General features: G+C 69.1%; 15 protein-coding genes. 6 read left to right on the forward strand and 9 right to left on the reverse strand.

Annotation, left to right across the window (positions count from 1 at the left end; genetic code table 11):
- Nucleotides 1–23 precede the first annotated feature (23 nt).
- Nucleotides 24–1,232, forward strand: a complete 1,209-nt coding sequence (locus EV379_RS10575; RefSeq protein ID WP_130506100.1) for an acetyl-CoA C-acetyltransferase — start codon at nucleotides 24–26, stop codon at nucleotides 1,230–1,232.
- A gap of 119 nt (nucleotides 1,233–1,351) precedes the next feature.
- Here the strand turns inward: EV379_RS10575 and EV379_RS10580 are convergent, their stop codons facing one another.
- Nucleotides 1,352–2,203: an endonuclease domain-containing protein gene (locus tag EV379_RS10580; RefSeq protein ID WP_165397345.1), complete on the reverse strand. Its 852-nt coding sequence runs from the start codon at nucleotides 2,201–2,203 to the stop codon at nucleotides 1,352–1,354.
- Nucleotides 2,204–2,483: 280 nt separating this feature from the next.
- Nucleotides 2,484–2,867, reverse strand: a complete 384-nt coding sequence (locus tag EV379_RS10585) for a sec-independent translocase (RefSeq protein ID WP_130506102.1) — start codon at nucleotides 2,865–2,867, stop codon at nucleotides 2,484–2,486.
- An 87-nt stretch (nucleotides 2,868–2,954) separates the two neighbouring features.
- Here EV379_RS10585 and EV379_RS10590 point away from each other — a divergent pair, with 87 nt between their 5' ends.
- Nucleotides 2,955–3,587 carry an O-methyltransferase gene (locus EV379_RS10590; protein WP_130506103.1) on the forward strand — a complete coding sequence of 211 codons (633 nt, stop codon included), beginning with the start codon at nucleotides 2,955–2,957 and terminating at the stop codon, nucleotides 3,585–3,587.
- A gap of 90 nt (nucleotides 3,588–3,677) precedes the next feature.
- Here EV379_RS10590 and EV379_RS10595 read toward each other — a convergent pair whose 3' ends face one another.
- The 3 genes from EV379_RS10595 to dapE form a co-directional block, all read right to left on the reverse strand.
- Nucleotides 3,678–3,851 (reverse strand): DUF3117 domain-containing protein, encoded by a 174-nt coding sequence (locus EV379_RS10595; protein WP_082716883.1) that lies wholly within the window; start codon nucleotides 3,849–3,851, stop codon nucleotides 3,678–3,680.
- A 102-nt stretch (nucleotides 3,852–3,953) separates the two neighbouring features.
- Nucleotides 3,954–5,210: a hypothetical protein gene (locus EV379_RS10600; protein WP_242616331.1), complete on the reverse strand. Its 1,257-nt coding sequence runs from the start codon at nucleotides 5,208–5,210 to the stop codon at nucleotides 3,954–3,956.
- Nucleotides 5,192–6,307, reverse strand: a complete 1,116-nt coding sequence (gene dapE, locus EV379_RS10605) for a succinyl-diaminopimelate desuccinylase (protein WP_130506104.1) — start codon at nucleotides 6,305–6,307, stop codon at nucleotides 5,192–5,194. The genes EV379_RS10600 and dapE overlap by 19 nt, the downstream gene beginning before the upstream one ends.
- 81 nt (nucleotides 6,308–6,388) lie before the next feature.
- Here dapE and dapD point away from each other — a divergent pair, with 81 nt between their 5' ends.
- Nucleotides 6,389–7,378, forward strand: a complete 990-nt coding sequence (dapD, locus tag EV379_RS10610) for a 2,3,4,5-tetrahydropyridine-2,6-dicarboxylate N-succinyltransferase (RefSeq protein WP_130506105.1) — start codon at nucleotides 6,389–6,391, stop codon at nucleotides 7,376–7,378.
- Between the two features lie 216 nt (nucleotides 7,379–7,594).
- Nucleotides 7,595–10,132 carry a penicillin acylase family protein gene (locus EV379_RS10615; RefSeq protein ID WP_130506106.1) on the forward strand — a complete coding sequence of 846 codons (2,538 nt, stop codon included), beginning with the start codon at nucleotides 7,595–7,597 and terminating at the stop codon, nucleotides 10,130–10,132.
- A gap of 515 nt (nucleotides 10,133–10,647) precedes the next feature.
- On the opposite strand, the gene EV379_RS10620 is transcribed toward EV379_RS10615, so the two are convergent.
- Entirely contained in the window at nucleotides 10,648–11,916 is a 1,269-nt protein-coding gene (locus EV379_RS10620) for a citrate synthase (RefSeq protein WP_130507418.1), read from the reverse strand.
- Between the two features lie 259 nt (nucleotides 11,917–12,175).
- Between EV379_RS10620 and EV379_RS10625 the strand changes: the two genes are divergently transcribed.
- The gene (locus EV379_RS10625) at nucleotides 12,176–13,351 is read left to right on the forward strand and encodes a hypothetical protein (RefSeq protein ID WP_130506107.1); all 1,176 of its coding nucleotides are present in this window, start codon (nucleotides 12,176–12,178) and stop codon (nucleotides 13,349–13,351) included.
- 76 nt (nucleotides 13,352–13,427) lie between these two features.
- Here EV379_RS10625 and dapC read toward each other — a convergent pair whose 3' ends face one another.
- From dapC to EV379_RS17415, 3 genes are all read right to left on the reverse strand, one after another.
- Entirely contained in the window at nucleotides 13,428–14,594 is a 1,167-nt protein-coding gene (gene dapC / locus EV379_RS10630; RefSeq protein ID WP_278044029.1) for a succinyldiaminopimelate transaminase, read from the reverse strand.
- 14 nt (nucleotides 14,595–14,608) lie between these two features.
- The gene (gene fdxA, locus EV379_RS17300; protein ID WP_207226235.1) at nucleotides 14,609–14,929 is read right to left on the reverse strand and encodes a ferredoxin; all 321 of its coding nucleotides are present in this window, start codon (nucleotides 14,927–14,929) and stop codon (nucleotides 14,609–14,611) included.
- A gap of 113 nt (nucleotides 14,930–15,042) precedes the next feature.
- Nucleotides 15,043–15,984: a hypothetical protein gene (locus EV379_RS17415; protein WP_242616332.1), complete on the reverse strand. Its 942-nt coding sequence runs from the start codon at nucleotides 15,982–15,984 to the stop codon at nucleotides 15,043–15,045.
- Nucleotides 15,985–16,155: 171 nt separating this feature from the next.
- Between EV379_RS17415 and efeU the strand changes: the two genes are divergently transcribed.
- Nucleotides 16,156–17,013, forward strand: a complete 858-nt coding sequence (gene efeU / locus EV379_RS10640) for an iron uptake transporter permease EfeU (RefSeq protein WP_130506109.1) — start codon at nucleotides 16,156–16,158, stop codon at nucleotides 17,011–17,013.
- The last annotated feature ends 13 nt before the right edge of the window (nucleotides 17,014–17,026 follow it).

Here is a 17,026-nt window from a genome sequence, read left to right on the forward strand (position 1 = left end):
CCCGGCCAGACGAAGGAGTCATCATGAGCAACAGCACCCAGGCCGCTTCCGGCACCGTCGAGGTCGTCATCCTGGCCGGGGCCCGCACCCCGCAGGGGCGCATCAACGGTCAGCTCGCGAGCCTCAGCGCGGTGCAGCTCGGCACGCACGCGATCCGCGGTGCGCTGCTGCGGGCCGGGGTCGACGCCTCGGCGGTGCAGGCCGTCATCATGGGCCAGGTACTGCAGGCCGGTGCCGGCCAGAACCCGGCAAGGCAGAGTGCGATCGCGGCCGGCATCCCGTGGTCGGTGAACGCGATCACGCTGAACAAGGTGTGCCTCTCCGGTCTCGCGGCTGTAATCGATGCCGCCCGCCTGATCCGGCTGGGCGAGGCGGATGTCGTCGTCGCCGGCGGCCAGGAGTCGATGACGAACGCACCCCACCTGCTGCCTGGCTCCCGCCGCGGCTGGCCGTACGGCAGCGTGGAGATGCTGGACCACGCCGCCAACGACGGCCTGACGGATGCATTCGACGGCCTCTCGATGGGACTCTCCACCGAACGCTCGATCGCCGCGCTCGGCCTCAAGCGTGCGGAGCAGGACGAGTTCGCAGCGGCATCGCACCAGCGCGCGGGTGCGGCAGCGGCATCCGGACTCTTCGCCGATGAGATCGTGCCGGTCGAGATTCCGCAGCGAAAGGGCGAACCCGTCGTGGTGACCGCCGACGAGGGCGTCCGGCCGGCGAGCACGGCCGAGACGCTCGGGGCGCTGCGCCCGGCCTTCGACGCCGACGGCTCGATCACGGCTGGCAACTCCTCGCCGCTGAGCGACGGAGCCAGCGCGCTCGTGCTGGCCAGCAGGGAGTGGGCCGAGGCGAACGGGCACGCCTGGCTCGCCGTCGTCGAGTCGAGCGGGCACGTCGCCGGCCCGGACAACTCGCTGCACTCGCAGCCGTCCAACGCCATCACCGCCGCGCTCGCCCGGCAGCAGTGGGATGCCGCGTCGCTCGACTTGATCGAGATCAACGAGGCCTTCGCCGCGGTCGGCATCCAGTCGACCCGTGATCTGGGCGTCGATGCCGAGATCGTGAACATCCACGGCGGCGCGATCGCCCTCGGCCACCCGATCGGAGCATCCGGTGCACGGCTGGCGTTGCACGCCGCGCTGGAGCTCTCGCGCCGAGGCTCCGGCCGTGCCGCGGTCGCGCTCTGCGGCGGCGGTGGCCAGGGCGACGCCCTCCTCCTCAGCCGCTGACCCGGCCCAGCGGTCGCTGCGCATCGACTCGCAAGAGAACGTCCCACGGCGAGCGCCGTGGGACGTTCTCGTGCGAGTCGGTAGCGGCCCGAGTCAATCGCGGCCGCCGTGCACGCGGCTCAGCCGCGCCAGCCCGCCTCCTCCAGCGCCGCCCGCACCTTCGCGACGGTCACGTCCGGCCGCACGAAGAGCCCGTGCCTGCGCACCTGGATCACGAGCCAGCCCGCACGGCGGATGCCCTCGAGCCGGCTCAGGTCACGCTCGTACTGACTACGACTGGTGCGGTGCTGGTCGCCGTCGTACTCCACGACGATCCGCCACAGCGGGAACACCATGTCCACCCGCCCCAGGAACGCCCCAGCCGGGCCGCGAAGCACCTGGTTAAGCAGTGGCTCCGGCAGTCCTGCGTCCACGAGGAGCAGTCGCAGCAGCGTCTCCGGCCGCGACTCGGCGCCCACGCGCACACGGGACAGCGCCTCCGCGGCTGCGCGTTTTCCACGCCCGCTGTAGCCCGCCACTCGCGACTCCAGATCGGCGAGCGTCACGAATGGGCGGGGGTCCAAAGGATCCAGAAGATACGGGTCGAGCACGAGGTGGTCGCCGACAACGACGACTTCGGCTGCAGGAAGCAACCCGGAGAGTTGAATCCAGGTCGTGGCAGGGTCCGTGACCGGCAAGCCCCGACGCAGCACCGCTGTCGCGCTGCCCGCCCGAAGCTCGTGCCCGATGACGCCGCGGGCATGCGGCGGACGCCGGGGCGCAAAGCTCGAGACGTGCAACGCTTCGGCGGCGTCGAACTCTGCCGGCAGCGGCGCACCCCAGATGCGGGCGGCGGTCAGGTGGCTGAAGAACTGCCCTGGTTGCATCCGCGTGGCATAGGCGTGGCACTGCTCCAGAACATCTGTGCTCGGTGCGGTGACGCGCACACCATGGAACGGGCTGCTGAGATCGGAGCTGCGCAGTCGCTCCACCTTCAGGCCTGCGGCGCGTGCATCGGCGACAGAGAACGGGCGCCCCTCAAGTTCCGGAGGCAACGGTACGCGACGAGGCATGCCCCATGATCCCGCTCTGCGCCCTTCTCCCGCGGAAGTTATCCACAAGCACCGACGGCAAGCCCGCCCGTCCAGACGTCGTCCGCCCGTCAACGCACTCGACTCGCAAGAGAACGTTCCAACACCGCGGCCTTGACACGTTCTCTTGCGAGTCGAGGCGCGGGCAGGGCGTGGCGAGCGGGCGCGGCGAGCGCGCGGGCTAGGTGGCTTCGGAGTCGAAGGGGGCCGGCTCGCCCGCGGCGAGCGGGGTCGGTCGGCTGCGCGTCACCGCGGGCTTCGCCGCGCGGGTCAGCGTCGGCGCGGCGGCGGCAGCGGTCACGGCTTCCGGGGCGTCATCGGTCAGCGCCTCGCGGATGATGCGCCGCGGGTCGTACTGGCGCGGATCGAGCTTCTTCCAGTCGACATCGTCAAACTCGGGGCCCATCTCGTCGCGCATGCGGTCCTTGGCGCCATTGGCCATGTCGCGCAGCGAGCGCACGAGGCGGCCGAGCTGCGCCGCGTAGTGGGGCAGCTTCTCCGGACCGAGCAGGAAGACGGCGAGGACGCCGATAATCAGCACCTTTTCCATCGTCAGCCCGAACATCTCTTCAGAATAACCTGCGGCGAGGCTCCCCCCGGCAACGCGGCATCGCCCGTACTCTGGAATTCACACATCACCGGGAGCTACAACGTGTCTGACAATGACCTGAACTGGAAGTACGCCGACGACGTCGTCACCGAATCCGATGCCCTGAGCAAGGCCAGACAGCAGTCACTGGAGCTCGGCATCGACCCGATCTCCCCGGCCACCGGCGCCCAGATCGCTGTCATCGCCGCCGCCACCAAAGCCAGCAACATCGTTGAGATCGGCACCGGAGTCGGTGTGTCAGGCATGTGGCTGTTCGTCGGAGCCCCCGGCGCGACGCTCACCTCGATCGACACCGAACTCGACCACCAGCTGCAGGCAAAGGCGAACTTCGCCGAGGCCGGCATCCCGGCCAACCGGGTGCGCCTCATCCCTGGCCGCGCCCTCGATGTGCTGCCGCGGATGAATGAGAATAGTTACGACATCGTGTTGATCGATGCGGATGCCGCCAGCGTGATCGAGTACGTCGAACACGGTCTGCGCCTGGCCCGCCCCGGTGGAACGGTGCTCGTCCCGCACGCTCTCTGGCGCGGCCGCGTTGCCGATCCGGTCAAGCGAGACGACATCGCGACGGGCTTCCGCACGCTGATCACCGAGATTGCGGCATCCGGCGCCGTCGTCAGCGCGCTCTCCCCCGCCGGAGACGGCCTGCTGCAGCTCACCAAGCGCGGCGTCTGACCCGCCACCCGGCTACACCCAGACACACAAAAGCCCTGCGGCTGCCGATGGCGGCCGCAGGGCTTTCTGTTGCGTAGTACTCCGCGGCGACTATGCCGGAGCGACGACACTCGCCAGAGCGTCGTGAAGTTCCTTCGCCTCGGCGTCGTTCACCGAAACAACCAGGCGACCCCCGCCTTCGAGCGGAACGCGCACAATGATGAGACGCCCCTCTTTGACTGCTTCCATTGGACCGTCTCCGGTCCGTGGCTTCATGGCTGCCATGGCTTCCCCTTTCGTGGCAAGACTGAGTTCATTATCTCGTATGGCGACGACAGAGAAAAATCAGGGTCGTCACGAAGCTAACCGAACGGCGCGCCCTGCCGATCACGGCGGGGTCCAGTCCTGCCCGTCGACGCCCCAGCCGATGAGCAGCCAACCCCACTGCAGCACAACCCCGACGACGAGGAGCGAGGCCCGGTACACACGCGAGCGCGGAACGGCCAGGGCGCCGAGCAGGGGGAACAGCGGCATCAGCAACCGGAAGGTGCTCGACTGCGGGAAGAACACGGCGAGCAGGTAGAGCGCGTAGCTGGCGATCCAGAGCCGCAGATCGACGCCGAGCCGCCTGACCGCCGGGGTGAACATCATGGCGGCGAAGCCGGCGATGAGCAGGATGACCACCAACGGCCCGAGCCACGGGCCGTGCTCAGGGCCGATCCACCAGACCGCGCTCTGGAACCACGGGGTGAACGGCAGCAGCTCCTGATGCCCGATGTACGCGGAACGCCACGCCACCTCCGTGTCGGTGTACGCCATCAGGTTCCCCGTCACCGCGGCAGCGGCCAGCAGCCAGGCGACGCCCATCACGGCACTGAACAGGGCGACGGATGCCGCCAGCACGCGTTCGCGCATCGGGAACGGGTCCCGGCCGCGGGTGAACCAGCGGTAGAGCACGTGCAGCCCGAGCGCGAGGGCGAAGGCGAGGCCACTCGGCCGCGTCACCGCCATCACGGCGATCACGGGGAACAGCAACGCGTAGCGGCGCTCCATCAGGAGCAGCAGCGCCAGCGCGAGCAGGAAGAGGTAGAGCGACTCCGCGTAGGCGAACTGCATGAGCGGTGAGAGCGGTGCGAAGCAGAACAGTGCGACGGCGAAGAGGGCGCTGCCGGCATCCAACACCCTGATCATGATGCGGTAGAACAGCAGCGCGGTGCCGAGGGCTGCGGCAACCGAGATGAGGACGGCCGCCGGCGCCCACGGCAGCCCGCTGACCGTCATCAGCAATTTGACGAGCATGGGGTAGACCGGCATGAACGCCCAGGCGTTCTCGCCGATGTGGCCTTCCGCATCGAGTGGGAGCTCACTCGGGTAGCCCCAGCCGGCGATGATCTGGTACCAGCGGCCGTCCCACATGGTGGCGAAGCTGAAGTAGTCGGGCGATGCGCCCGTCCACGGGTTGGGGCCCTGCACGCTCGCCAGGATCAGCACAAGCGTCGTGGTGACCAGTCGCGAGAGCACGAAGACGGCGATGACCCGCGCCCACCACGGCGAGAGCCGGTAGCGCACGCGCACGGCCGTCAGCGCGGCGCGGAGGGGCGAGCGCGTGCCTGTGGCGGTCGCCGCTAGTTGCCGCTGAGCCACGCGCGCAGCGCTCGCTCGCCGTCGATGATCTGCGCAGTCGCCACGCGCTCGTCGTCGGCGTGGGCCTTCAGCGGGTTGCCCGGCCCGAAGTTGACGGCGGGGATGCCGAGCGCGCTGAACCGTGCGACGTCGGTCCAGCCGTACTTCGGCCGCGGTTCGGCACCGACGGCGGCCACGAAGTTCCGCGCGATCGTTGCATCGAGCCCCGGCCTGGCACCCTCTGACGCGTCGACGATGAGGATCTCGTAGCCGGCGAAGAGTTCCTCCATGTACGCGATCGCCTCCGCGACGCTGCTGCTCGGCGCGAAGCGGTAGTTGATGTGGACCATCGCCTCGTCTGGAATCACATTGCCGGCGACTCCCCCGCTGATCCCGATCGCGTTCAGGCCCTCGCGGTAGACGAGCCCCTCGACCTCGACCTCGCGCGGAGTGTATGCGGCCAGGAGTTCGAGCACCGCGCCGAGCTTGTGGATCGCGTTGTCGCCGACCCACGCCCGCGCGGAGTGCGCACGCACCCCGCGGGTCCGCAGCTCGAAGCGGAGCGTGCCGTTGCAGCCGCCCTCGACCTGGCCGTTGCTCGGTTCGCCGAGGATGGCGAAGTCACCCTCGAAGAGGTCGGGGCGGTCTGCGGCCAGCAGGCCGAGGCCGTTCAGATCGGAGGAGACCTCCTCGTTGTCGTACCACATCCACGTCACATCGACCCTGGGCTCGCTGAGTTCGGCGGCCAACTTGAGCTGCACGGCGACGCCGGCCTTCATATCGACGGTGCCACGCCCCCAGAGGTACTCGTGGCCGTCGATGGTCTCGAAGCGGGTCGGCAGGTTGCCGTTGACCGGAACCGTGTCGATGTGGCCCGCGATGATCACGCGCTGGGCGCGGCCGAGGTCGGTGCGCGCCACGACGCAGTTGCCGTGCCGGATGACCTCGAGGTGCGCGGCGTCGGCCAGTGTCGCCTCAATCGCGTCGGCCAGCCGGCGCTCGTTGCCTGAGACCGACTCGATGTCGCAGATCTCACGCGTGATCTCGATGGCGCTGGCGCTGAGGGTGAGTCGCTCCGGGGTGTGCACGGCGTCGGTGTTGGCTTCTGTGGCTGGCATGCCTCCCAGTTTAGGGTTCCGGATGCCGGCGGCCGCGGCATCCGGCCCGTCATGTGCGCGGGGCGCCGCTACGCTGGAAGCATGCCTGCAACCACCCTCAGTGACTCCGCGCCCGCCCTCTCCGCAACGCACGCGTGGGGTGAGGGCCTCGCCACGATCGCGGCAGACGGCACGGTGCTCGACGCCTGGTTCCCGTCGCCGGCGCTGGGCGAGTTCCCGGCAGGACGCGACCGTTGGATCGCCCCGAGCGAGCTCGAGGCCCTGCTCGGCGCCGACGAGCGCCGCGCGGTGCGCGTGGACTTCGTGACCGTAGAGATCGAACTGGCGGCGGCCCCGGCGAGCACCGCCGACGCCTATCTGCGCCTTCACCTGCTCTCGCACTTGCTGGTGCGCCCCAACACGATCAACCTCGACGGCATCTTCGGCCACCTGCCGAACGTCGCGTGGACCAACGCCGGCCCGATGTCGCCGAGCGACCTCACCCGCCTGCGCCCGCAGCTGCAGCGTGCAGGCATCCACGTCACAGGGCTCGACAAGTTCCCGCGCCTGCTCGACTACGTCACCCCGGAGCGCGTGCGCGTCGCCGACGCCTCCCGGGTGCGCCTCGGCGCGCACCTCGCACCTGGCACCACCGTGATGCACGAGGGCTTCGTCAACTTCAACGCCGGCACCCTCGGGGCCTCCATGGTCGAGGGCCGCATCTCGCAGGGCGTCATCGTCGGCGACGGCTCCGACATCGGCGGCGGCGCATCGATCATGGGCACGCTCTCCGGCGGCGGCACGCAGCGCATCTCCATCGGGGAGCGCGCGCTGCTCGGCGCCAACTCGGGCATCGGCATCTCCATCGGCGACGACACCGTCGTCGAGGCCGGGCTCTACGTGACGGCTGGAACCAAGGTCGTCGTGGTCGACCCGTCCGCGGCCCCCGGCTCGCCGCTGCGCACCGTCAAGGCCAGCGAACTCTCCGGAGTGCCGAGCCTGCTGTTCCGCCGTAACTCGTTGAGCGGTGCCGTCGAGGTGCTGACGCGCAACGGCAGCGGCATCCAGCTGAACGAGGCTCTGCACGCCTGATCGCGCGCCGTGGCCGCGCAGCACGGTCGGCGCGGCTCATGGTCCACACCCCTGCACTCTGCATCCCGCGTCCCGCACTCTTACGCTCCGCGCGCTCGCGCGTCGATTCTCCCCCGGCGATATGGCGATATAGGGTCGCTGTGACGGGAGAAGCGCGACGAGGGAGTTGCAGTGGGAACGGACGCACCACGCACGACACGCCACAGGGGTATCCGGGTGTTGATCGGGATATTGGCCACGCTGCTCGTGCTCGTGATTGTTGCGGCCGGGGTCGGCGTGTGGACGGTGCAGCGCTCGTTCCCGACCACCAGCGGCCGACTCGACGTGCCGGGCCTCGACGCGACCGTCACCGTCGCCAGAGACGACGCGGGCATCCCGCAGATCACCGCTGACAGCGCCCACGACCTGTTCTACGCCCAGGGATTCGTGCACTCGCAGGACCGCTTCTGGGAGATGGACTTCCGGCGCCACGTCACGGCGGGGCGCCTGGCCGAGATGTTCGGCCCGTCGCAGGTCGCAACCGATTCGTTCGTCCGCACCCTCGGCTGGCGCACGGTGGCCGAGGCCGAGGTCGCCATGCTCGACACCGAGACGCTCGCCTACTATCAGGCGTACGCCGACGGCGTGAACGCCTACCTCGCCTCCCGCAGCGGTGCCGAACTCTCGCTCGAATACGCCGTGCTCGGGTTGCAGAACGCGCAGTACCGACCGGAGCCGTGGACGCCGGCCGACTCCGTCGCGTGGCTGAAGGCGATGGCCTGGGATCTCCGCAGCAACCTCGACGAGGAGATCGACAGGGCGCTGCTGTCGACCGCGCTGCCGCCCGAGGACGTGGCGCTGCTGCATCCGGCCTACCCATACTCCGCACACCCGACGATCGTCGGCGGGCCCGTTCCCGCAGCCCCGGCGGGCCAGAACGTCGAGCCGATCGCCACGGATGCCGGACCGGACGCCGCCGACGCTGCACTGGCCGACCGCGCGTCGGTCGACGCGCTCAGCTCCCTGCAGGCGAGCCTCGACGCACTGCCGGAGCTCCTCGGCCCGGCAGGCAACGAGATCGGCTCCAACTCCTGGGTGGCGGCGGGCGCGCTGACCGACACCGGCGCCCCGATCCTCGCGAACGACCCGCACCTCGGCGCGGTCATGCCATCGGTCTGGTACCAGATGGGCCTGCGCTGCAGCGAGGTGAGCGAGGCCTGCCCATTCGACGTCGCCGGCTACAGCTTCTCCGGCCTCCCCGGCATCGTCATCGGCCACAACGCCTCGATCGCCTGGGGGCTGACCAATCTGGGCCCGGATGTCGCCGACCTCTACCTCGAACGGGTCAGCGCCGACGGCTACGAGCTCGACGGCGCCGTGCATCCATTCGGCGAGCGCACCGAGACGATCCGCGTCGCCGGCGCCGACCCCGTCGAGCTCATCGTGCGCTCGACCGGTCGCGGCCCGATCGTGACCGACATCACCGAGAACTTCACGGAGATCGCCGGGGAGTATCCGGAGGCCTCTGGGCAGCCGGACGGCGACTACGCGCTGTCGCTGCAGTGGACGGCGCTGACACCCGGCCACACGCCGTCGGCGATCTTCGCGATCAACAAGGCAGCCAACTGGGACGAGTTCCGCTCGGGAGCGCGCCTGTTCGAGGTGCCGTCTCAGAACCTGATCTACGCCGACACGGCCGGCAACATCGGCTACCAGGCGCCGGGCACCGTGCCGATCCGGCTGAGTGGCGACGGAACACTCCCCGTGCCGGGCTGGAGCAGCGCATACGGCTGGGCGGGCTCCATCCCGTTCGAGCAGCTGCCGAGCGTCGCCAACCCGCCGAGCGGCCTCATCGTCACGGCCAACAACGCCGCAGTCGGCCCCGACTACCCTCACCTCATCACCGCGGACTGGGATCTCGGCTACCGCGCCCAGCAGATCAACGCGCGCCTGGCAGCGATGGTGGCGGCCGGCGAGAAGCTCACCGTCGACGACATGGCGGCCGTGCAGGCCGACAACCTCAATGCGATCGCGGTGCAGCTCGCACCGGTGCTCGCCGGGCTGCCACTCAGCGGGGACGCCTCGAAGGCGCAGCGCCTGCTCACGGACTGGGACTACTCGGATGACGCCGACTCCGCGGCATCCGCCTATTTCAACATGACGTGGCGCCAGCTGCTCACCGCGATGTTCGACGACAAGCTGCCGGCTGGCACGGAGCCGGTGGGTGGCGACCGCTGGTTCAGCGTCGTCGGCACCCTGCTCGGCCAGCCGGACTCCCCCTGGTGGACCAACGAGAAGCTCGGCATCACCGGAATGGACGCGATGCTCTCCTACGCGGCGGAGCAGGCGTGGGAGGAAGGCACGAAGAAGCTCGGCTCCGACCCTACGCGCTGGGAATGGGGTGATCTGCACACCCTCACGTTGACGAACGCGAGCTTCGGCGAATCCGGTGTTGCACCGATCGAGTGGTTGTTCAACCGCGGGCCGTACTCGGTTGCCGGTGGTTCCTCCGTCGTCAACGCCGTCGGCTGGGATGCCACGGTCGGCTACGCCGTCGACTGGGTGCCGTCGATGCGCCAGGTGATCAGCCTCGCCGACTTCGACGACTCCACCTGGGTCAACCTCACCGGAGCGTCAGGGCACGCATTCAACCCGCACTACGCCGATCAGACGCCCCTCTGGCAGCAGCACAAGACCCGGCCATGGGCGTTCACCCCGGATGCGGTGAGCACGGCATCACGCGACATCCTGCAGCTTCAGCCCAGCGGCGGCTGAAGCACACTGGCCCCCACCCCACGGCGCCAGACCGACACCGGCCCCCACCCCACGTCGCAAGCGTGACACCGGCGCCCACCTCCGCGGCGGCGGCTCCGCGAATCCTCGCACCGTGTGAGCGGGGCCCACCCCCACGTCGGCTGAGGGAGCGCCAGCGACCGAAGCCCTGAGTGGGTCAGCGGAGACAGTCGCGCCCGTGTGAGCGGGGCCCACCCCCACGTCGGCTGAGGGAGCGCCAGCGACCGAAGCCCTGAGCGGCACAGCGGGGACTCGCGCCCGTGTGAGCGGGGCCCGGCGGGGTTGCTCCTCAGCTCAAACAATGGGGCTTTGCTCCGGGCCCCATTTCCCGGGACCGGTCGCGTTGAGCCTGGCTGTGGGGCCCGGAGCAAAGCCCCATAACTCGACACCCCGCAACCCCGCCGAGCCTCTCAACCAGTCCGTTTGCGACTGCCAGCGCGCCCCGTTAACGCAGAAACGGCCGACCACACGTGGGTGTGGCCGGCCGTCGGTGCGATCTAGCGCTGGGGGAAGTCGCGCGCGGGCGCTCCCGTGTACAGCTGCTGCGGGCGACCGATCTTCGTCTGCGGGTCCTGGTTCATCTCACGCCAGTGGGCGATCCAGCCGGGCAGGCGGCCGATCGCGAACAGCACGGTGAACATGTGCGTCGGGAAGCCCATGGCCTTGTAGATGACGCCGGTGTAGAAGTCGACGTTCGGGTAGAGGCGACGCGACTTGAAGTAGTCGTCCTCGAGGGCGATCTGCTCGAGCTCCATGGCGATGTCGAGCAGCTCGTCCTTGACGCCGAGAGCGGCGAGCACCTCGTGGGCGCTCTCCTTGACGAGCTTCGCGCGCGGGTCGTAGTTCTTGTAGACGCGGTGTCCGAAGCCCATGAGCTTGACGCCGGCTTCCTTGTTCTTCACGCGCTCGACGTACCGGGCAACGCCCTCACCCGAGTCGCGGATCTCGGCCAGCATCGTGAGAACAGCCTCGTTGGCTCCACCGTGCAGCGGGCCGGAGAGGGCCTGGATGCCGGCGGACACCGACGCGAAGAGGTTGGCATCCGTCGAGCCGACGAGGCGAACGGTCGAGGTCGACGCGTTCTGCTCGTGGTCTTCGTGCAGCATGAGCAGACGCTCGAGGGCACGCGACACGGCCGGGTTCGGCACGTACTGCTCCGCCATGTTGCCGAAGTTGAGCTTGAGGAAGTTGTCGACGAAGCTCAGCGAGTTGTCCGGGTACAGGAAGGCCTGGCCGATGCTCTTCTTGTGCGCGTAGGCGGCCATAACGGGAAGCTTGGCGAGCAGGCGAATGGTGGCCAGCTCGATGTCTTCCGGGTCCTTGGAGGTGAGGTCGCCCTGGTAGTAGGTCGACAGCGCCGAGACACCGGCGCTCAGCACCGACATGGGGTGGGCATCGTGCGGGAGCGCACCGAAGAACTTCTTGAGGTCCTCGTGCAGCAGGGTGTGGCGGCGGATCTTGTCGTCGAAGTCGGCGAGCTCGCTCGCGCTCGGGAGCTCGCCGTAGATCAGCAGCCAGGCGGTCTCGAGGAACGTCGAGTGCTCGGCGATCTGCTCGATCGGATAGCCGCGGTAGCGGAGGATCCCCTGCGCGCCATCGATGTACGTGATCGCCGACTTGGTCGACGCCGTGTTCACGAAGCCGTAGTCAAGGGCGGTGAGCCCCGTCTGCTTGGTGAGGGTCGACACGTCCAGGCTGGCAGGCCCGTCGACTCCCTCAAGAATCGGGAACTCGGCGGTGCCGCCCGGGTAGCTCAGCGTGGCCATCACCGGCTGCGCCGGGGTGGTTGCCGCTTCGGCCTCTGTTGTTCCGGCCTGTGCCTGCTCGACGTCGCCCACGGCGCCTCCTGAATCCTGGATGGTGGAAGGGGAAGAAAGTTGATGGACGGGCGCACGATGAGCGCGCAGTCCGAGTTACAGCCTAATCCGCGCCGCAGCCTACTGTTGCATCCGCTCAAGAATGTGCGATTCCGTTGGAGAAAAGCTCCTGATTCGATTCGCCAGCACCGGACACTATGATCACCGTATGACCACGAGGCGGGGGCTCGCGTGCTGCGGCATCGCGCTGACGACCCTGCTGCTGGCCGGATGCACGACTGAATCCTCCCCCGATGGCTGGCTGCTCAGCCCGCTCACGGTCAATGACGGCAGCTACGGCCAGGAGACGGATATCACTGCCGGGATCTGGAACCTCAGCGACGACACCGCAGGCGGCGTGTGGACGGAATCCGCCGGTTCGTGGCTCGGCGTCGCCGCGGATGGCGCGATCACCCGCTTCAACGAGGAGACGAGATACGGGGTGACGGCCCTCGACATCGCCGCCGTCAATCCGACCATGCTCTACGTGCTGCGCCCCCTCGGCAGCGGCGTACTGAACACGACGGTGGAACTCTTCGACACGGCGACACGCACCTCTGAGCCGGTCCTCAGCGGCCAGCGCGTGCGGACGAGCCCGGATCCGACGCTCCCGTTCACCGCGGACGGCACCGTCACCCCAGACTCCCCATTCGGCCCGATCACGAGCATCGACGTCGACCCGAGCGGCCGACTCGTCTTCGTCGAACGCGTCGATCCGCAGGAGACGGGTTCCGGCGGCTACGTTGTCCGTCGGATGACGCGGGACGGTGAGCTCGAGACGCTGGCAGGCACGGCGGACACGGCGCTGCCCGGCTCCTCGGGCGATGCGGCGCCCCAGCCCGCGGACGGCGAGCAGCTTCGGGGCCGCGCGCTCTCCGCGGCATCCGTCGACGTCTCGGCCGGGCACCAACGGGGCGTCGTCGTCGGCACCGAGCATGGCGTGTTCCAGATCGAGACGGACGGCACAGCCCGCACCATCGACGGGCCGCTCCCGGCCGATTCCCCCCGCCGCGCCGCGCTGGAGTACGGTCCCGGATACCGGGTGAGACTCATCGACGCCGACGAGCTGGGTGCGGTCGTGTTGCCCACCGCCGTGCCGCCCAGCGCAGAGCAGCTGGATGCCGCCCCGGTTCGGGTGATGGGCGGCTCCGGCCGGTTCCGTGAACTCGTTCGCGGCTGGGATGGCGGCTCATGGTCGGGGCTCGCGGTGCACTCCGACACGATGAGGGCGACGGAAGCGCTGGCGCGCGCCCGCACCGCGGTGTGGGTCGCGCCGGGCGTTCTCGTGGCTGTTGTCCCAGGCAACGGCGACGATTCTGGGCTCGCCCGCATAGAGCTGCCCTGATTTCTGCGGTCTCACTCAGCTCGCTGGTCGAGTAGGCCGTCTACGGCCGTATCGAGACCCTGAAAGTCGCGAAAACTCAGCGAGCGTCGGTGACGGCTCCCGAAGTTTCCTTGGCAGGGCTGCCGCCTTTCGCGATGCTGCGCATCGCGCGCAGGCGCGCGGCGGCCTCCGCGATGCGCTCATCGCTCGCGGTGAGCGAGAAACGCACGTGCTGCGGGTAGAAGTCACCGTAGAACGGCCCTGGACCGGCCAGGATGCCGAGTTCGGCCAGCCGATCGATCGTGGCCCAGGCGTCGCGCCCCTCGCTGCCCCAGAGGTAGAGACCGGCCTCGCTGTGATCGATCGTGAAACCGGCGTCAAGCAGCGCCGGCAACAGCACGGCCCGCCTGGCACGGTAGATCTCGCGCTGGGCGTCGACATGCGCGTCATCGCCGAGGGCGACGACCATCGCCTCCTGCAGCGGCCCGGGCAGCATGAGGCCGGCGTGCTTGCGCACGGTGAGCAGCCGCTGGATGACTCCCCCGCAGCCGGCCGCGAATGCTGCACGGTATCCGGCCATGTTCGACTGCTTGCTCAGCGAGTAGACGGCCAGCACGTTCGTGCGGTCGTCGCCGACGACGCGCGGATCGAGGATGCTCGGAATGCGTTCGGCATCCCACGGCGCGTCCCAGCCGAGCTCGGCGTAGCACTCGTCGCTCACGATGACGGCGCCAAGTTCGCGTGCACGCTCGCGCGCGCTGCGCAGTTCGTCGACGCTGAGCACACGGCCGTCTGGGTTGCCTGGACTGTTCAGCCAGATGAGCTTGGTGTTCGCGGGCCATTCGGCCGGGTCATCGGAGGCGAGGCTCTCGGCTCCGGCGATTGCGGCGCCGATGGCGTACGTGGGGTATGCGGCGCGCGGGTGCACGATCACGTCACCCTCCCCGACCCCGAGCACGAACGGCAGCAGGGCGACGAGCTCCTTGGAGCCGATCGTCGGCAGCACATTGCGCTCAGCGAGCCCGGTCACGCCGCGACGGCGCTCGAACCAGTCGATGATGGCGCGACGCAGTTCGGGCGTTCCCGCCGTCTGCGGGTAGGCGTGCGCGTCGGTCGCCGTGGCGAGGGCGTCGCGGATCAGCGCCGGCGTCGGGTCAACGGGCGAACCGATCGAGAGATCGACGATTCCGCCCGGATGCCGGCGCGCCCGCTCGGCGAACGGCACCATCTGGTCCCACGGGTATTCCGGGAGCTCTTTCAGCACGAGGGCGCCCTGGCTCAGTGAGCCTGAGGCGGAAGAACCGCGATCACCGGGTGGTCCTTGGCGATGACGCCGACCTTGGCCGCGCCGCCCGGGGACCCGATCTCGTCGAAGAACTCGACGTTGGCCTTGTAGTAGTCGGCCCACTGCTCGGGGAGATCGTCTTCGTAGTAGATCGCCTCGACGGGGCAGACGGGCTCGCAGGCACCGCAGTCGACGCATTCGTCTGGGTGAATGTAGAGCGAACGCTCACCCTCGTAGATGCAGTCAACCGGGCACTCGTCGATGCAAGCGCGGTCTTTGACGTCGACGCACGGAAGAGCGATGACATAGGTCACAGTGTTCAGATTCCCTTCACGAGCACGCCATTGCAAGCGTTGCGTCCAGTCTACGCGCGCGACAAACGACTCGCCCGACAGTGCCACCGCTCGAGGCGGGCACTGCGTCCAGCCTACGCGCGCGGGGCGGGGCGAGCAGGCAGACGCGGCCAGGCGATGACGACCGCTGCGATGAGTGCCGGTCCCATCGTCCAGGCCAGGCCGAGCGCCCCCTCCGGGATCAGCACGGATCCGCCCGTGCTCCGCAGCGAGAGCACGAAGATGGCAACGAGCACACCGAGCGCCGTGAACAGCACCGTGACGCGGTCGTGCAGCACGAGCCGGAGGCCGACAAGCAGCGCGGTGATGCCGAGCAGCCCGAGGATCAGGCCCCACGGAATCGTCAGGGGGCCGAGCTGAATGGTCGACTGATGTGCAACGGTCGCCATGGCGCCGAAGATCGCTCCGACCACGAAGCCGAGCACGGCTGCGCCGATGCGGTTCGCGGTACTCGGCGGCTGCTCGGCCTCTGCGTGGCCGCCACCGATCATCACGAACTGTTCGGTGGCGCCGAGCAGGTGCGGCTCCTGATCGGCGAAGCTGACGGTGCGCTCGCGCACACTCACTCCGGGCAGCGCGGCCAGCGCGTCGCCCTTGGCGTCGAGCTGGTCAGAGACATCGACGGCGATGAGTCGCTTGCCGGCCGGCATCCGCCCCGTCACCGCCAGGTAGACGGGAAGGTGGCGCGCGGACGCCTCGGCGACGGCCGCCGCGACGAGGGCGGCCGCGTCGCCGCTCTCCTGGCCGGGGCCGAGCGCGGGAACGACGATCGCCGTCGCCTGCTGCGCATCGAACGCGGCCGCGACCGCTGCCCGCGCGTCGGAGCCTGTCATGGCGTGGCTGCGCGCCCCCATCGCCCACAGCCCGGCCTCGGCCGCGGTGTCGGCGTCGGCGGTGAGCACGGCGGCGCTCGAACCGGAATCGACGAGCCTGGCGATGGTGCCACCGGCCTGGTCCAGTGCGTCGCGGCCCCGGGGAAACACGAGGAGCACGCGCTCGTCTCGTCCGCTCAACACCACGTGGCACCCATTTCGCTCAGCAAGCACGGTCGTCAGTCATCCTAACGAGCCCCGACTGGACAGGAGCCCTTCTCAGGTCTACGCTCGACCTCCGGACGGCTTTGCCCTAAGGGTAGCCTTACCAAACTCTCAGACTTCGTCAGTCTTGCTCCCAGCCACGGAAGACCCATGTTCGCTAATTACCTGATCGGCCTGCGCGAAGGTCTCGAAGCGGCGCTGATCGTCACCATCCTGATCGCCTACCTCGTCAAAATCGATCGCCGCGACCTGCTCGGCCGCATCTGGCTCGGCATCGGCCTGGCCGTCCTGCTCGCGCTCGGCATCGGCGCCATCCTGACCTTCGGCACCTACGGGCTGAGCTTCGAGGCGCAGGAGGCGATCGGCGGCACGCTCTCGATCATCGCAACGGGTTTCGTCACGTGGATGGTGTTCTGGATGCTGCGCACCGCCCGCGACATGAAGGGCGCCCTGCACGGCAACGTCGACAAGCACCTCAACGGAACCGGATGGGGCCTGGTGTTGGTGGCGTTCCTCGCCGTCGGCCGCGAGGGCATCGAGACCGCCCTCTTCATCTGGGCCGCCGTGCAGGCGACGGGCGAGACGACGATGCCGATCCTGGGCGCGAGCCTCGGCATCCTCACCGCTGTGGGTCTCGGTTGGCTCATCTACTCCGGCATGTTGCGCATCAATCTCTCCCGCTTCTTCACCTGGACGGGTGCGGCCCTCATCGTTGTGGCCGCCGGCGTGCTCGCCTACGGCGTGCACGACCTGCAGGAGGCCGGCATCCTGCCTGGCCTGCACAACCTCGCGTTCGACGTCAGCGCCGCGATCCCGCCGGACAGCTGGTACGGAACCCTGCTCAAGGGCACCCTCAACTTCTCGCCGGCGACGACCTGGCTCGAGGCCATCGTCTGGCTCGCCTATGTCGTGCCGACCCTCACGGTCTTCATCGTGAAGAGTCGCGCGGGCAAGCGCCCCGTCGCCCAGCCGGCGGCCACGCCATCCGCGCCGCTCGCCCGCGTGTAGACCCAGCCAGCAC

The organism is Microterricola gilva (assembly GCF_004217495.1).
Taxonomy (GTDB): Bacteria; Actinomycetota; Actinomycetes; order Actinomycetales; family Microbacteriaceae; genus Microterricola; species Microterricola gilva.